This is a genomic window from Fontibacillus forbon, from assembly GCF_046559655.1.
GTDB lineage: Bacteria > Bacillota > Bacilli > Paenibacillales > Paenibacillaceae > Fontibacillus.
In genome coordinates, this window is record NZ_JBKGFV010000002.1 from 430,471 (window position 1) to 445,760 (window position 15,290).

The 15,290-nt window shown below is 39.5% G+C and carries 18 protein-coding genes; 2 read left to right on the forward strand and 16 right to left on the reverse strand.

The window, feature by feature from the left end:
* Positions 1 to 19: 19 nt before the first annotated feature.
* The 11 genes from ACLB09_RS08780 to ACLB09_RS08830 form a co-directional block, all read right to left on the reverse strand.
* The gene (locus ACLB09_RS08780; protein WP_410769430.1) at positions 20 to 1,045 is read right to left on the reverse strand and encodes a serine hydrolase domain-containing protein; all 1,026 of its coding nucleotides are present in this window, start codon (positions 1,043 to 1,045) and stop codon (positions 20 to 22) included.
* Between the two features lie 39 nt (positions 1,046 to 1,084).
* On the reverse strand, positions 1,085 to 1,519 hold the full coding sequence (locus tag ACLB09_RS08785) for a GNAT family N-acetyltransferase (protein WP_410769431.1): 435 nt from the start codon (positions 1,517 to 1,519) through the stop codon (positions 1,085 to 1,087).
* A gap of 58 nt (positions 1,520 to 1,577) precedes the next feature.
* Positions 1,578 to 2,048 (reverse strand): DinB family protein, encoded by a 471-nt coding sequence (locus ACLB09_RS08790; RefSeq protein ID WP_410769432.1) that lies wholly within the window; start codon positions 2,046 to 2,048, stop codon positions 1,578 to 1,580.
* A gap of 155 nt (positions 2,049 to 2,203) precedes the next feature.
* On the reverse strand, positions 2,204 to 2,761 hold the full coding sequence (locus tag ACLB09_RS08795) for an NUDIX hydrolase (protein WP_410769433.1): 558 nt from the start codon (positions 2,759 to 2,761) through the stop codon (positions 2,204 to 2,206).
* A 111-nt stretch (positions 2,762 to 2,872) separates the two neighbouring features.
* On the reverse strand, positions 2,873 to 3,304 hold the full coding sequence (locus ACLB09_RS08800) for a hypothetical protein (RefSeq protein ID WP_410769435.1): 432 nt from the start codon (positions 3,302 to 3,304) through the stop codon (positions 2,873 to 2,875).
* A gap of 444 nt (positions 3,305 to 3,748) precedes the next feature.
* Positions 3,749 to 4,228, reverse strand: a complete 480-nt coding sequence (locus ACLB09_RS08805; protein WP_410769436.1) for a DinB family protein — start codon at positions 4,226 to 4,228, stop codon at positions 3,749 to 3,751.
* Between the two features lie 208 nt (positions 4,229 to 4,436).
* Positions 4,437 to 4,865 (reverse strand): hypothetical protein, encoded by a 429-nt coding sequence (locus tag ACLB09_RS08810; protein WP_410769437.1) that lies wholly within the window; start codon positions 4,863 to 4,865, stop codon positions 4,437 to 4,439.
* Positions 4,866 to 5,070: 205 nt separating this feature from the next.
* Entirely contained in the window at positions 5,071 to 5,919 is an 849-nt protein-coding gene (locus tag ACLB09_RS08815) for a GNAT family N-acetyltransferase (RefSeq protein WP_410769438.1), read from the reverse strand.
* A gap of 68 nt (positions 5,920 to 5,987) precedes the next feature.
* Complete coding sequence (locus tag ACLB09_RS08820) at positions 5,988 to 6,440, reverse strand: GNAT family N-acetyltransferase (RefSeq protein WP_410769439.1); 453 nt, start codon at positions 6,438 to 6,440, stop codon at positions 5,988 to 5,990.
* Between the two features lie 265 nt (positions 6,441 to 6,705).
* Positions 6,706 to 7,233 (reverse strand): hypothetical protein, encoded by a 528-nt coding sequence (locus ACLB09_RS08825; protein ID WP_410769441.1) that lies wholly within the window; start codon positions 7,231 to 7,233, stop codon positions 6,706 to 6,708.
* A gap of 216 nt (positions 7,234 to 7,449) precedes the next feature.
* Positions 7,450 to 7,779 (reverse strand): hypothetical protein, encoded by a 330-nt coding sequence (locus ACLB09_RS08830; protein ID WP_410769442.1) that lies wholly within the window; start codon positions 7,777 to 7,779, stop codon positions 7,450 to 7,452.
* 734 nt (positions 7,780 to 8,513) lie between these two features.
* Here ACLB09_RS08830 and ACLB09_RS08835 point away from each other — a divergent pair.
* Positions 8,514 to 9,455 carry a TraB/GumN family protein gene (locus ACLB09_RS08835; RefSeq protein ID WP_410769443.1) on the forward strand — a complete coding sequence of 314 codons (942 nt, stop codon included), beginning with the start codon at positions 8,514 to 8,516 and terminating at the stop codon, positions 9,453 to 9,455.
* A 319-nt stretch (positions 9,456 to 9,774) separates the two neighbouring features.
* Here the strand turns inward: ACLB09_RS08835 and ACLB09_RS08840 are convergent, their stop codons facing one another.
* Both ACLB09_RS08840 and ACLB09_RS08845 read right to left on the reverse strand, forming a co-directional pair.
* Positions 9,775 to 10,248 (reverse strand): phosphotransferase, encoded by a 474-nt coding sequence (locus ACLB09_RS08840; protein WP_410769444.1) that lies wholly within the window; start codon positions 10,246 to 10,248, stop codon positions 9,775 to 9,777.
* Positions 10,208 to 10,357 carry a hypothetical protein gene (locus ACLB09_RS08845; RefSeq protein ID WP_410770078.1) on the reverse strand — a complete coding sequence of 50 codons (150 nt, stop codon included), beginning with the start codon at positions 10,355 to 10,357 and terminating at the stop codon, positions 10,208 to 10,210. Before ACLB09_RS08845 ends, ACLB09_RS08840 begins: the two co-directional genes overlap by 41 nt.
* Before the next feature lie 261 nt (positions 10,358 to 10,618).
* Between ACLB09_RS08845 and ACLB09_RS08850 the strand changes: the two genes are divergently transcribed.
* Positions 10,619 to 10,993 (forward strand): hypothetical protein, encoded by a 375-nt coding sequence (locus tag ACLB09_RS08850; protein WP_410769445.1) that lies wholly within the window; start codon positions 10,619 to 10,621, stop codon positions 10,991 to 10,993.
* Between the two features lie 159 nt (positions 10,994 to 11,152).
* On the opposite strand, the gene helD is transcribed toward ACLB09_RS08850, so the two are convergent.
* The 3 genes from helD to ACLB09_RS08865 form a co-directional block, all read right to left on the reverse strand.
* Positions 11,153 to 13,501, reverse strand: coding sequence for an RNA polymerase recycling motor HelD (helD, locus tag ACLB09_RS08855; protein ID WP_410769446.1), 2,349 nt, complete (start codon positions 13,499 to 13,501; stop codon positions 11,153 to 11,155).
* A 205-nt stretch (positions 13,502 to 13,706) separates the two neighbouring features.
* Positions 13,707 to 14,141: a hypothetical protein gene (locus ACLB09_RS08860; RefSeq protein ID WP_410769447.1), complete on the reverse strand. Its 435-nt coding sequence runs from the start codon at positions 14,139 to 14,141 to the stop codon at positions 13,707 to 13,709.
* A gap of 368 nt (positions 14,142 to 14,509) precedes the next feature.
* The gene (locus ACLB09_RS08865) at positions 14,510 to 15,289 is read right to left on the reverse strand and encodes an alpha/beta fold hydrolase (protein WP_410769448.1); all 780 of its coding nucleotides are present in this window, start codon (positions 15,287 to 15,289) and stop codon (positions 14,510 to 14,512) included.
* Between the last annotated feature and the right edge of the window lies 1 nt (position 15,290).

Sequence of the window (15,290 nt, forward strand, 5' to 3'; positions counted from 1 at the left end):
TCTAACGCAATTGCTGAATTCAAACCATATAGATAACTTCATCGATTTTAGTTGCTATCATACCGGCACCCTTATTAATATTACCAATAATATGAGCATGTATCTTGCTTACCGGGTATACTGATGATTGCATAATTACTCCCGGGTCACTTCCCATAACATAGTATTTAAGAATAGTATTATCACGCATCGATATCCAAACACCGTATCCGTAATACGTCTGATCATTGTCCTGGATATGAGGAGTCAACAAAATATGGGTGTATTGTGGGGACAACAATTGGTGATTAAACAATGCATCCCAAAACCTTACTAAATCATGAACCGTCGTAAATGCTCCTCCGTCTGGTCCGCCTTTGATTGGAATAGAATAAACATTGCTCTTCCAAGTTTGATCATCATTATCAATATATCCGATAGCCGTTCTTTCAGGTAGCTGATCCATTCTATAATAACCCGATTCTAACATCCCGCAGCTTTGAAATATATTCTTCTCAACGTATTCTGAAAATTCCATCCCTGTTCTCTGCTCCACTACTAAACCTAGTAGAATATAACCTGCATTATTATATGAAAATCTTTCTCCTGGGGAGAATTTCATCATGCCATTCTGAAACATCGGCAGAAAGTCTCTGGGGGATTGAATGGAATACATCGGTATGTCCTTCCACAAATCCTCAAAATCATTCATGAACTCCTCGTCAAAATAATCCGGTATTCCCGAACTATGGGTTAATAAATGATGTATCGTAATTCCGGGGTCGAAATTAGGAAAGGAAATATCCAAACAATCCTTTAATAAACAGTCAAAAGACAATACGCCTTTTTGAACAAGTTGACAAATAGCAACCGAAGTAAAAATTTTGCAGCCGGATGCGATTCCAAATCTGGTATAAGAACTATTTGGTATTTTATCGGAACGATTGGCGTATCCATAACCTCGATCAAAAATCATACCCTTGTCCCGGATTAAAGCTGCCCCTGAAAAGGGCAGGACTTCATTATGTCTATTAATAATATCTTCGATGGATTGGAAGAGATTCATTTCTCTGCACTCCCCTCAAAATACGTCTCTTCTGAATGGTTAATACTCCAGTTTATAAACGATTTCCCCATCTATCACCCGGCCATCCACTTTAAAACCTAATTTTTCATACAGATGTTTTGCCCAAACATTTTCCGGTTCAAAGCTTATGTATATGATCCGATGTTTCTTATCTTCTTTAATTCTTTCAATAAGTTTTTCCATAGCAGCTTTTCCATAACCTTTTGATTGATGCTTAGTATCTATCATTAACCGATAAATCCAATATTCGTGATCCTCTTCATCGATACAATACATCGTAAATCCCACTAGAACATCATCGTAATAAACAGCCAAACAAACACACTCCGGGAATGCCTTGGCCTGTGCAAGCGAAAACAAATTTGACGCTACAAAATCCCTTTGTTCATCTGCCACGCCCAACTTAATGACATCAAAAAAATTGTGTCGATCTATTTCCTTCAATGTGATCATAAATGCTCTCCTATCATCATTATATCGATTTTGAATATAAAATTAATTTAATTTAAAACTATATGGACTTCATGAACCCTCTCCCTATATAGTTTACATCTACTGCTTTGAGTCCCATAGCGTTAGACCAAATAGATAATTGACCGATATGATGAATTTCGTGTGAGATTACATGTCTTAATACTTCTCCATAATAGTAAGTTTTTGACGACCATGGCACAGTTACAGACTTAAATTCATCATTTGAGGTCCATTTTGACAGGTGTTTAATTACTATATCTTGGCTTTCCCTTGATAATTCACGAATCAGCTCCAATGATTTATATTGTTCGTAATCCGGTTCCGAGACCACATCACCGTTTATGCCTTGAATCCAACTACACTCAACATCAATGATATGAAAGAAGGTTTTGAGTATTGAACCAAGTCCTCCTTGACGCTCCTGAACAAGTATGTCGTCCGGCAATTGTGAGCATAGACTAAACCAATCTTCTCTAACCGTCCAATTGTATTTAAAAAATTCCAACACCTTAAAGTCACCTACCCTATTCTCATATTTTTGCGGGGATTACGCATTAATATCAAATGGAGAACCCCGCCTTCGGCGTTCAACCTTGGGATGGGTTTTTACTTTCTCTTTTTGTTAATTATATTAATATATGTTAAAAGAGCAAGGATGAACGTTTATTTGATGCCATGGCCTTCTTCGTAATACATACTAAAAATCTCTTTTTCTAAAATCTTGTTATCGCTTATATATTCAATCGATTCATTTATTTCTCTTGTTTCAAACTTAATCAACTGATCATTTTCATAAATGCAACGGTATTCATTGCACTCTGGTTTATTAATTATCATCTCTATACTTCTTGGTATATTAGAAGCCACTCCCCTATTCTCTGGATCTAAAATCCAGTTTATATCTTTCCAATCCAGTATTCCCTCATCTGTTTTAATTGGGGTTTTGTAACAATAATTCTCTGGTAGTTCTGCCAAATACGTGTACATTCCCCCCACCCTAATTCGATCTATTGACCAAGTAACCAATCCTTTAAACTCTATTGATTCCAAAATAATTCCTGTTTCCTCTTCAATCTCTCTGAGTATTGATTCTCTTGGAGTCTCACAAGCTTCAATCTTACCCCCGACCCCATTCCACATTCCCATCCAGCTAGGCTTTTCTCTATTTAGTAATAAGATTTTATCTGCTCTTTTTATAAAACATATAGTAAATTTGAGCATTTGAACCCCCGGTTCTTTTATTGGTTTGCCATCAGACTTGGTTGGTTGAATATATCGCCTGAATCATCTTCTCTGAAGAGGTTGCGTATAACGAATGGTGTACTTAAACTTTTACTTCAAAATATATTTGTAGTTACGTGGTTCTTTTGAAGCTTCATAAATCATCTTATTTATTATCAAACTCCCTTGCATAAGTTCAATTCTATACCTTTCTAGATCTTTGTCTGTAGCCTTTAATTCGACCATATATTTAGGAACTTCGATCTCAATTTCCCGATTACTTCTTATTTTAACTTCAGATGTATAGTGGCCAATTACAGGAAGACCACTCCCATACATCATGAACAGACAATTTTTTTTATTGTTTTCCTCATAAAAATACATACCGGTGCCAGCAAAATTCTCATAATTCTCCCATTCCTGATTTTCAATGGATACCCATATATCATCAGATTCAGATTCATATTTATTCAAATTGTTTATACCAATGAGCATAAATATAGCCAAAATTATTAATAACGTAAGTATCCATCGTTTTTTCATAGTTTGCCTATCTCCTTTCTAAAAAAGATTAATATTTCTAAAGGGTTGCGTATAACGTTTGTGCATTCACAAATGCCCTAGCCTTAGTTAGCTCTTATCTTAGGCCGGGGCATTTGTTGTCTGAGCTACTTCTATTTCGGGACCGAGGGGGCTTGTCCTCCGAAGCGTATTACATCGTTAGATGAAGTACTCGACCCCGGAGCGATACATTCATAATATGTTATATGTATTAAAATCAATGTTGTTGATAATATCCTTAATAAGGAGTTGAAGACGGGCCATTAACAGAAGATGATCTTCAGGCAATAAGGGAAGCCAAAAAAGAATACCTTGAGGGGAAGACTATAAAGTTCGAGGATATTCTAAATGAATTACAAAATTAAGTTATCCAAGCGATCATACAAGTACTTGGAGAAACTCGACAAAAAGAGTAAAGAGCGAATTTCAATTAATTCGAATTTGTTTTTTTATTAGCATTATCTGACCTATATGATACGCATTATGAATGCATAAGTTTGACACTACTCCCCACCAGGGAGCATTGTAATATGTGGGTATTTCTATATTAAGCTTGGATTCTTCACTTTCTTCTAATACCTCAATCCAACTATTAAAAACTGTCTCAAGTTTGTTAAGGGTCTCCTTCCACTCTTCATCATTAATAGTATTTGGATTTACATAAAAAGTATCATCATTGTTTAACGTATTATTTAATTCAACTTGTTCAACATTAAATCTCTCAAGCCATTTCTCATTCCAGAAAATAAGATGATTTACGATCGACCAAATTGATTGGTTGCTTTCATTTTTCTTTGCAGCTTCTATTGCAGATATGTCAATTAAAATTTCTTGAAGTGGAATAAACCAGCTCTTGTCGTTGTAACAAGCTTTTATTTGGTCTATTAAAACAGATTTATTGTTCATCCATATACCTCACTTCTTCATTGATTTTACGGTTCTTTCGGATAACGTTCTTGTATTCACGACGTTGATCCCCCCAGATTGCTCTAATCTTAAGGGGATCGTTGTGTCCGCAGCTCCCGCTTCCTCGATGATGCTTCTGCGGACCGAGGGCCGTATGGCCCGATGCATGGATGCTGTGTTAAATGATGGCGACGACTTCCTTGAATAATTAAATTCCTAGAACTGAAACATAATCTTTAGTTTTCAATTGCTCTTTAATCCATGTTTCAAACTCTATTAGTATTTCTCGAAGTCTCTGAATATTATTATCATAATCTTGTAGAAACTCATCTTCAGAACTGCCAAAGATAAAATATACATGTTCTTTAAGTAATTCAATTGTTACATTCTTATCAAGAAGATTAACAATCGCGTTTATTTTCCCTAGGATCGCCAACCAAGTATCTCGGTTTATTTCGTTAAATGCGTAATGATCATATCCAGGAAATAATTCTTCTATTGATTTTTCTAAATAACCAAATACTTCTTCATCAAAAAAAATTGAGTTTTCATTCCAGCACTGACCAAGGTATTTTCCGGGTAAAACTTCGATATAACAAGTTCCTTCAAGTTCTTCCTGATCTCTTATTATCTTCATTGGCTTCACCCTCGTTTAACAATTTTATCGATTTCCCATTCCCCAGTAATTCGGAGACAAATCGAAAGCTTTCGGTTTCAGTACTCGGGTAAATCACTATAGGATACCGCCTTTTGTTTTAAGTTTATTGGTTCAGAACTTTATCAGACTTACGTGATTACGCATAACTAATATTTTTGTAATAACGACGCCTGGCTTCATTTCCTTATTTCCTTTGAAGAGCTTTTAAAAAAGCTTTCTCTGTCATTCTATGATATGCAATTAATTCCCCGTTATAAACTACATTAAATACTCCGTAAGGAGTAGGAGATAACTCCATCATCTGTGTCCGATCTTGAAAATGAATAATATTGGGATGAATATTTGCTGTATTAGCTGCTTTGATAAGATTTTCTGTAGCTACATCCAAATATGGACATTGATCTGTTCTTAATATAGTCAGCCCTTCAGCAAATCTTGCCACACGTTCATTCCAATTTGTGGGAAAATAAGGCAGCAACGTATATTCAAATGGATATACATATAGTTCAAATGAATGCGGTCCACTCTCAACAAAAGAAAAGCCATTTCTGATAAATATATCTTTACTAGGCGCCCATCCGGTGTCTGCATTCGTCAATACAGCTACTCCCTTCATTTTCCGTTGTCTGGCCTCTTCCAAACATAACTGAACTAGCTGAGAGCCTAATCCCATTCCTGGAGCACCGACCCATATGCAGTGAATCACCATATATTCGTCGGCATGAATTACCCTCCAGGAGTATTGGCCTGGGGCATACTCTATGAAACCCAACGACTTTTTTCCATCTTTGATTTGGATATATTCTAGTCCTCGATCAAAGTTCTCTTCAGTCCATCTGACCTTTTTTATGTAACCGGACTGATTTTGCATACTTCTCATACAATAGCAACCGTGTTGGTCAATATTATTCTTGATTATATCTAGACGTTGATTCATTAAATTATCTCCCTCTTCATACTTGTTTCTGCGATCATTTCTGATAAGGTCGTCAGACTTAGTCAGTGCATGGTTGTCCGGCTGAATCCACTTCATTGAAAATCCTCGGGCGGCCCGCAGCGTGAATACGTTGTTATGCGCTGTACCCTCTTCTTCGAGTATACTTACACATTCTTTATCCAGTATCTTCTTATTATATTGCCATCTTCCTCTATGTAATCTATATCCGATCTTCCACCATTTTTAACAATGGTTTTCTCCGATGCGACATTCCAGGCATCACAGACAACTAAAACATCCTCTATTCCAAGTATCTTCGCCTCAACTAATGAAAGCCTCAGTAAAGTTGTTGCATATCCTTTACCTCTTTCCGATGGCCGAATTCCATATCCTATATGGCCACCAGCGTTAATCAAATAGTCAGATACCCAGCCCTCCGGTAATCCGACTCCCTTCTCATGGTTCTCCAGAAAATTAAGCATTGCCTCGAAATCACTTGGGTCTACACTAATGACCCATGGTACCACGTCTTCGCCAGATTCTTTCCATTCTTGATAAAAAGATAGGTATTCATCTTTTAAATCACGGTGTGGTTTTACAAGTTTTAAGTCATTCATATCTTTCGTCCTTATAGAGATTAGTTTTGGGTATAGATGACTCTTATCTCAGGCTGGGTCATTTGTTGTCTGAACTTCATCCACGATTATACAACTGGACAACCGAGTGGCGATAGCCACGATGCGTGAATACGGTGTTATTTTTCTTTATTCGAATTTTCTAGTAATTTTGCTCTGTTAATAGTTATAGTTGATTAATAATAGTTTGCTAAGGCAGCTATTAAATTACCCTAAAAGGGAACACATCTCTGCTTTTTTCCAGTAACTAACTATCTAATTCTTCTATTGTCATAAAAATTTTCGAATAAACTTCTTCTATGTGTTCGTCAGTTTTTTTATCATTATACAAACCGAATCCCCAGCCTTTTAATGTATTATCTTCATTTGATTTAAGAACACCGACAGCATAGCTATTACCTGGAGACCAACCCCAAGTTTCCTCATATTCTATATCCTTTTTAGTGAAAGGTATATGACTTGTAGTTGAAATAAAAAAGAATGGTATTGGTGAATTTGAATAGATATCTGCATATTGGCTTTCTGCTGCTTGATTAAGATGTTCTCCCATAACAAAAACAGCATCAAAGTCTTCTAGTTCGACTTTATTCAAATCATCAAATGAGATTTTATTGAAGTTAACTTCCTCTTCTCTTACTTGTGGTGGTTCTCCAATAACTGCTATTTTTAAAGACTCCCCTTCGTATAAATCAAATTTGGTACTCGTACAAGCCGATAAGGCAAATAAAATAATTAAAAATACTAAAATGATATATCGCTTTTTTCTACTCGCCATATGCCCCCCCTAATATTGTATACCGTTTAGGCATTCAGGTAACCTCACCGACTTAAGGCCGTCAGGCCTGGCGCGCTTAGTAGTGTAGGGTTGTTAGCTGAATCAACTACTCTCACTCTTGCGACCATGGTCGGCGACTACCGGCCGATGCGTGAATACGGTGTTAGATGATGCCATGGCCTTCTTCGATTACAAATATTCATAATCATTCAGTCTCTAACACTCAAAGAATGGAAAATCAATTATTAACTCATTAAATTTTCCTTCCCAATCCTTCCAATCACTAGTCAGCAATTTCCCTGCAACTTGCAAACCTGAAGGCTCGACTGATGCGCACAAGTAATAATTTGATTTGCCTTCTTCCCCAATCCAAGCAGCTTGTCCAATATTATTAATTATTACTTGCGAAGGAAGTATTGAATAAATATCTCCGAGCTTGTTCCACATTTCTTTATTAAATTGATGAAAAGCTAAACAATATACTCGATCTATTAAGTTGATGGGTTCATCTGTGATTTTAGAATTGTCGTAAAAGCAAATAGACATTTATAAACAACTCCTTTAATAGCTCTTGGATGTATTTTTAAATGTGCTTCAGCAATGGTTTCATCTAATCGACTTCTTTGAACTACTTACTGTTGTTGTGATCTATTAAATTTCCTAAGAAGTTTTTTCGATTATTTCGTTTAACGTTTTCTGTATTCCTGACGTCGATTCCCTTTAGATAGTTCCTATCTTAGGCTAGGTCGTTTGTTGTCTGAGCCTCTTCCATGATTATACATCTGACAACCATGGGACGATAGTTCCGTAGCGTAAATACGGTGTTATACAAAGGACTTCAGCATTAACCTCCAAAATCAATTAACAATTGTAATTGGCACTTCACCACCGTTTTTCTGCCGAGCATTTTCTAACATTTCTTCTGGTTTGAGAATTCGAGAGCATGACATACTACTTCACTCCAATCACCTTTCACCTTTTTTATTCATTTTTCAGCTAGAATTTCAGCTGATTTAGTAATGATTGTCGATTTATCAATATCTTCCAAATAAGTATATTAGGCGAACATCTTCGCTACTCCTTCTTCTGGTTGGGTATTCTTCTCTGATACGATCCAAATATGATCCCCCTGAACTAATAGAATCCCTTCATAACCGGATTAAAATGAACCTTCTCATTAGTCCGAACAGATCATTCGGCAGGCATCATGGTTATGATAATCTAGTTTTTGATAGTTAATTCGGTTAGGAGGAAATTTACTAAGGTGGAGGAAACTTAAAATGAATGGAGCAGAAAAGCGAGTGAAAACCGTGGCACGCATAATATTTTTAGCGGTTTGTTTGTCGTTAATGAACGTAGTCCCTTCCCCGACTCATGCGGATAACGGCCCTACAAAAGCATTATGGGTTTGGGATTTTTATGAAGCAGCATCCGATTCTAACAAGATTACACAGTTACTGCAGTTTTTGAACGACCATGATATCAACTTATTGTTCATCGGAACAAGAAAGACATTGCCGGATCAACCCGCAACCTACGAGGAATTGATCACAAGAGCGCATGAAAACGGGATCCGCGTGTTTGCGCTTGTCGGAAGAGCCAATTGGGCACTGGAAGGCCATCATCGCGAAGCATTGGAGGAACTGCGCCAAGTGCTTTCCTTTAATAAGTCCCACCCGTCCAGCAAATTTGACGGAATCCAATATGACATTGAACCCCACACCTTGCTTGAATTTAAAACGAAAAGAGGTTCCGTTAGCTATCAATATATACAGGTTCTAAAGAGAATAGCGAATGAAATTTCTGCAAGTGATGAAAATTTGGAGTTTAATGCAGCGATTCCGTTCTGGTATGCATCCGGTGAAAATCCGGTCATTGTAGAAACCGGCGGGGAGAGAAAACCGCTGAGTTATTTTGTACTGGACATCGTGGACACCGCAACCATTATGGCCTATCGTGACACGGCCGAGAGACAGATCTCTTCATCCATGGCGGAGATCGACTATGCGGCGACAATTGGAAAGAAAGTTTATATCGGCGCAGAGACCAGTCCTCCCAACGACTACACCATACCGAACGAGATCACGTACTATCACAAAGGCTTTGATTATATGAATCAGCAATTGAATGCTGTCATCCATTTTTTTGAGAATCATACCGGGTTTAGCGGCATTGCCATCCACAACTACCCTACGCTAAAAGAAATGATGCAAAATAAATAAAAAAAGGCCCGTCTGCTATCCTTACGGAGAGGAGGCGGGCACTCCTAATTCTTTCCGCGATGTTAATCAAACTACCCTATCTATTCTTATCTTTTTCCTAAAGCTGAAGGCGACTAATTACGATATCGTCTTTAAACGTTGTCTAATATCCAGCACTAATTCGTCCCTCTCTTCTTGGGGGATCCATTCTACTAGTCTCGCAGCAGCCATCGGTAAGATCCATCTATCAATTTCGGAATAATCTTTATTGGATTGCTTTAAATAGCAGCTTACATATTCCTTCTTTATTTTTTTCTTATGAAATTAATCATGGTTTTAATTATTTTTTGAGTTCCTTCGGGCAGGGGCCATAAGTTAGTAAAATCACGATTCTAGCGCTATCCCCTGAAGGATTGCCCACCGTTCCGGTCATCCAATCAATGATCCAACTATCTTTACCAACCATCATATTATCAGGATGAAAATCTCCATGACAAAGCTTAGTATCATCAGGCAATTCTTCTATGTACTTCATGATCCTGCTCTTCTCCTCCTCAGTCAGGAGCGGAGCAGCTTGAATATTACGAATTAATACATCTTTTTGTTTTCTTCTCAAATCAACCGCTTCATGCGAATGCAAATGATGATGGAGCGTTGCTAAGGTCTTTGAATGCTTCTTAATTAACAAAGGATTCTTTGTCATCATAGTAAGCAAAGATAATCCTGGAACCCGTTGAAATTCTATCCCCTGCCTACTATCTTTCGAGATGAATTTAAAGGGTTGCGGTGTACAGATACCCAGCGAATAAAACAAATTTACTATTCAAAAATTCATCATGGATAGCTTCTTGAGGAAATTCCTTCTTATAGAGTTTTAGAATTTTATCCTCACCAGTTTCATAAATATTCTCGGTTGCTTCCATGATTATACATCTTGATACCCAATGTGCATATATTCTTTATGATGAGCGTTGTCATTTCCGCCCGGATACCATTATGAGATATACGTACCATTATTGAGAAAAATTGATATTGCAAAGACGAACAGTAGCATTTTTGGATGCAGAATTAGAGACACGTATCCTAGTATTCGTAAAATCAAACTATTACCATGCTCTATTTGTCTACACCGATTCTTAAAAACTGCAATACACTATATCAACCTCAAAAAAGGAGTGATATAGTTGGCAAACAGTGATGTACGTCTTGCACTTTGGTCAGGTACCAATTTTTCTGGTCGTCGGATTCTTTTTAGACGCGGTGGGGTCGCAGTTCGAGACCTTGGAGCGTTTCGGTTTAACAACGCGCTTTCAAGCTTCCGGCTCAGAAATGTTGTGCAAAGCTCTCAAGTAACACTGGTGCTGTTCTCGGGAACTAACTTTCAGGGTTCTTTCCGCGTGTTCCGGGGCAGCCAAAATGTGTCTAACTTGGGCAATTTCAATTTCAACAACGTCACATCTTCGTTCATTTTAGTTGGCCGCAATCTTACGAACTCGCAAATATCTCAAATCCAAAGCACTGGAAGACCACCTAGTGACATCCTTATTATTAGACAATAATTTCTAAACCAACGGCAGCCCAGGATTGTTCATCGTCCTAGGCTGCCGGTTTTCATTCTTATGACAAACCCCAGCTTTAGATCGTTCTTATCTAAGGCTGGGGTTTTTGTTGTCCCATACTCTTCTGTGATTATTCATCTAACTATACATGATCTTCATTCACACCTCCAGCTGTACTCTACCTTCGGCGATCGCTCGCTCCAACAACGGGCTTGGCGTTCCAACGCTGTACAGCTGCAAATGATGCATGGCCCGGGTGCAGGCGGTGTATAACAACCGTCGCAAACTTTCGTCTCCATAAATCCGTGCCGATGCATCAAACACGAGGACAGCGTCAAATTCGATGCCTTTAGCCAGATAAGCCGGGATAACCACTACACCCTGCTTGTATTCGATCGAGTCGCGCCTCACAAGCTTGAGTTCGTCGATTCCACCCAATGCCTCATATACGGCCGAGCTCTCCGCCGCGGATTTGCAGATGATCGCAATCGTGGTACACCCCTGAGACTTAAGGTCGGCAACTCGGTCCGTAATGCGTCGGCACAATACTTCGTGATCAGCCACCATCGTCAGCACCGGCTTATCTCCGCTCCGTTCGAACGGCTCGATCTGTTCACCGCCCGGAATAAGGCTTCGCGTAAACTCCACAATGGGTTTGGTCGACCGATAGCTTCGTTGCAAGATGATTGCTTCTGTTTGGTCCGGCCCGTAAAGGCCGGTTAGCACGTTGAAATCAACCGCTTCGGCGGCATGGGCAAACACCGCCTGGTGAAAGTCGCCTAGTACCGTTATTTTCGCCGCAGGAAACAATCTTTTGATGAACTCGAACTGGAGCGGCGAATAGTCCTGAGCTTCATCGATAAGGACGTGTCGAATCGAGTTATTACTCTGAAATCCGAGTATGAGTTCCGTCAGTAGCAAATACGGGGTCGCATCCTCATATAACAGCCTGCCTTCGTTCAGATTTTTCACCGTCAGCCGGCAAATGTCCGCCCACGCCTCCGGAACTTCCCTCTCCAGCCATGACTTGACATGCAGCGGTTCCTCAAATAGCTGCTTATAGACCTCTGCCAGATCAACGAACTGCAGCGAAGATATCTCTTCGCGGAGCGGTTTCATTTTCTTACGTACGATCATCCGCTCAAGCTCCGCGGTTAGGCGCTCTCCTTCAATATCTTCCTCCGCATCTTCACTCAAGCCGAGTTTTTTCCGGATCCGGGCATAGGCCTGCTCATATTGCTCATTGCTTAGGAGCTCGATCGCATCTTGTACCCACGGCTTGTGTCGCTCCAGCTTCTCGACTTCTTTGATCCGCTCGTTCAGCCAAGCCGTCAGTCGCTCAATTCTCCCGGAAAAACGAAGCGAAGCGTCGCCTCCGTAGAACTTTTCCGCCATTTCCTCAGCAGTGATCAGCGTCTCCCCTTGGAAATGCAAACTTTTGAACCGCATACCGCCTTGTTCCAGTGAAGACCGATAGGCCTGAATCATTTCGAAAAATGACACCGATGCCTTAATCCGGATCGCAGCCAGCCGGGTCCTGTACTCAGGGTCATCAGCTGCCGTAAGTACATACTCCAGCTGTCCGTAAGGATCCTCGACCTTATACATGCCGCTTAACCTGTGATCCAAATATTCCTGAAAGGTCACCTGCTGCATGTTCTCCTCCCCAAGCTCGGGCAGCACGTTGGAGACATAAGATTTAAACATCGCATTTGGTGAAAATAAAATGATCTGATCTGCGGTAAGCCGATCCCGGTACTTATACAGCAAATAGGCGATGCGTTGCATGGCGGCCGAGGTTTTGCCGCTGCCGGCGGCACCTTGGACGATGAGCAGGCGACCGCTGTCGTGCCGGATGATCCGGTTTTGCTCCTGCTGGATCGTAGCGACGATGCTGCGCATGTGTTTGTCCGCGGATTGGCCGAGTACCTGCTGCAAAACCTCGTCCCCGATCGTCAAAGAGGTATCGAACATCGATTTGATCTCTCCGCTGCGAATGAGATATTGCCATTTCTGCTTCAGTTCCCCGCGTATCTTGCCGCCGTGAGTGACATATTCGGCCGGGCCGGGGGCGTAATCGTAATACACGCTAGACACCGGTGCCCGCCAATCATAAATTAAAAAATCGTCCCCGCTGGGATTCATCAAGGAAGAGACGCCAATATAAATCCGTTCGATCCCAGGAACCCCGTCTTCGGCAAAATCAATCCGTCCGAAGTAAGGGTTCTCCTGCATGCGGCGCAGCGAAGTCAAACGCTTGGAAGATTGGCGATGGCTGCTTTGACTCAGCGACAGTACCTCAGCCTGTTGTCGCAAGCTGATAATCGTTTCAAGCAAGTCGTCGAAATTGTCCTGATTGACCGTAACGTCCTCCCAAAAATGCTTGCGGATATCTACAACCTCTTTCCGTTGCCGCGCGGCTTCTTCCTCCACCTTGCCGATTTGCTCGTAGAGAACCTCCATAACACGGTCCAAACGATCCTGCTCCTGACGAAGTTCCTTATCCATTACAAGCACTCCTTCTTTTCAAAAAATGGGGGTTGACTGAAGCTGATTTTTTTTGTACAATAAAATTAGGAAAGATATATTAAATTTCGGATTATTGGTGCGCATGCTATTTCACTATAGCACGCTTTTTTTCGTTTATCAATATCTTTAGACACACAAAAGCCCCGTCTCCGCCGCGATCCAGGGCGATTGACGGGGCTTATTACTACGGCACGTATTTCTCAATGATTGCTGATATCTTGTAGTCGATGATCTCAACATAAAATGGTTTTGATGAGAATGACGTAAAGTTATTACTGAAAAACTCGTAATCTACCTTTTTATACTTCGTTGTAAACTCATCAAATTCTATTACGTATATCTCCAGTTCATTTGATAAATTATATTCAATAAATTCTTTATCTATATGTTCTTTTACACGCATAATTGCTTTGTCGTCATATTCAAAAACAACTTCTTGAAAAAACACTTTATCATGGTCAATTTGTAAATATCCTGACTTTAAATTTTCGAACTTATTTTCAATGTCTTCAAAGGGTACTAAGGTTTCTTCATTGGTGTCCGCCCTGCTCTCTTCACTTCTGCCGCAACCACTAATCGTTGATAACACGATTGCTATAGTACAAATCAGTACTAACATCCTTCTCAGAGGGTAGCTCATCATAATCTTCGATTTCTTTTATCATCAATATATAGATCTAAAGCTTCTATTCCGCGAATTAGTAACTTAATTAATAAATATAAAGCATATAGACCAAGTAAGATAAATAATCCATAAACGATAAATATTATAATCGGTAGTATTGAGAACATTTCATAAACCTCCTGGCGAAAATAAGATATATTTGTATTTATTGCTCAATAAATTCTCATAATGTTGGTTTATTCACGAAACGCCCCAACCTTAGATAGCACATATCTTAGGCTGGGGCGTTTGTTGTCTGAGCTTCTTCCATGATTATACATCCGATAAGCGAGGGGCGGTAGCCCCGTAATGTAAATAGGCCATTATCTTTTTACAGGGGTAAGTCTGCTCGGTAGCTCTTTGTCATGAATCCAAGCATCAACCATCTTGTTAAATAACTCAGGTTCGGCGAGGGGCACCCCATGACCAACCTTGTCTATAATAAACCCTTTACCATTTGAGTTTTTGTCCAATAGAGCTAATACGGACTTCTTCATTATTCTTCTCTCTTTATCTCCAACCGTTATTAAAATTTTTGATTTGGAAATGCTGAATCCCGTCGGTATACTAAAAGACATATTTTCTTCTAGAATCTTGATAAGAGTGTTGAGCTCCATATTGCAGACTTCTTTATAGTATGTCTCAAAGATTTGATCTCCAATGTATAACTGTTTTGCTTGAAGCTTCGAAAAGGTTCGATTTTTTGTCAGTCTGTAAGTTAACCGGGTCATAGACTTAATTATTTTATTGGCCATTGGCATGGGTCTAACAAGTGCACTATTTATTATTGAATAATCAGCTATATCCGGGTTCATACTTAGTATTTGAATGGCTACTTGAGCACCTAAAGAAAACCCGATTAGAATAACTTTTTTATCCCGTGCCTTAGTCTGAATTAAACTCAATATTTCTTCAGCACAATCCTTAATTGCGAAATCCATACTAAAACTCAAGCCATGTCCAGGTAGGTCCGGAACCAAACAGTGATAATTATTAAAATACTCAATTTGTTTCTCCCACATCCAACTACTTACTCCTCCACCATGTAAGAAAACAATAAGGGACGCTTCTGTATTTCCCGACTCTTTATACCTAAGCATCACT

Bases quoted from the DNA above. Each gene is read 5' to 3' on its own strand.
- ACLB09_RS08780 (WP_410769430.1), bottom strand. From the start codon at position 1,045: ATGAATCTCTTCCAATCCATCGAAGATATTATTAATAGACATAATGAA.
- ACLB09_RS08820 (WP_410769439.1), bottom strand. From the start codon at position 6,440: ATGAATGACTTAAAACTTGTAAAACCACACCGTGATTTAAAAGATGAA.
- ACLB09_RS08845 (WP_410770078.1), bottom strand. From the start codon at position 10,357: ATGGAAGCAACCGAGAATATTTATGAAACTGGTGAGGATAAAATTCTA.
- ACLB09_RS08825 (WP_410769441.1), bottom strand. From the start codon at position 7,233: ATGGCGAGTAGAAAAAAGCGATATATCATTTTAGTATTTTTAATTATT.
- ACLB09_RS08815 (WP_410769438.1), bottom strand. From the start codon at position 5,919: ATGAAGTGGATTCAGCCGGACAACCATGCACTGACTAAGTCTGACGAC.
- ACLB09_RS08830 (WP_410769442.1), bottom strand. From the start codon at position 7,779: ATGTCTATTTGCTTTTACGACAATTCTAAAATCACAGATGAACCCATC.
- ACLB09_RS08860 (WP_410769447.1), bottom strand. From the start codon at position 14,141: ATGTTAGTACTGATTTGTACTATAGCAATCGTGTTATCAACGATTAGT.
- ACLB09_RS08800 (WP_410769435.1), bottom strand. From the start codon at position 3,304: ATGAAAAAACGATGGATACTTACGTTATTAATAATTTTGGCTATATTT.
- helD (WP_410769446.1), bottom strand. From the start codon at position 13,501: ATGGATAAGGAACTTCGTCAGGAGCAGGATCGTTTGGACCGTGTTATG.
- ACLB09_RS08810 (WP_410769437.1), bottom strand. From the start codon at position 4,865: ATGAAGATAATAAGAGATCAGGAAGAACTTGAAGGAACTTGTTATATC.
- ACLB09_RS08835 (WP_410769443.1), top strand. From the start codon at position 8,514: ATGAATGGAGCAGAAAAGCGAGTGAAAACCGTGGCACGCATAATATTT.
- ACLB09_RS08795 (WP_410769433.1), bottom strand. From the start codon at position 2,761: ATGCTCAAATTTACTATATGTTTTATAAAAAGAGCAGATAAAATCTTA.
- ACLB09_RS08785 (WP_410769431.1), bottom strand. From the start codon at position 1,519: ATGATCACATTGAAGGAAATAGATCGACACAATTTTTTTGATGTCATT.
- ACLB09_RS08805 (WP_410769436.1), bottom strand. From the start codon at position 4,228: ATGAACAATAAATCTGTTTTAATAGACCAAATAAAAGCTTGTTACAAC.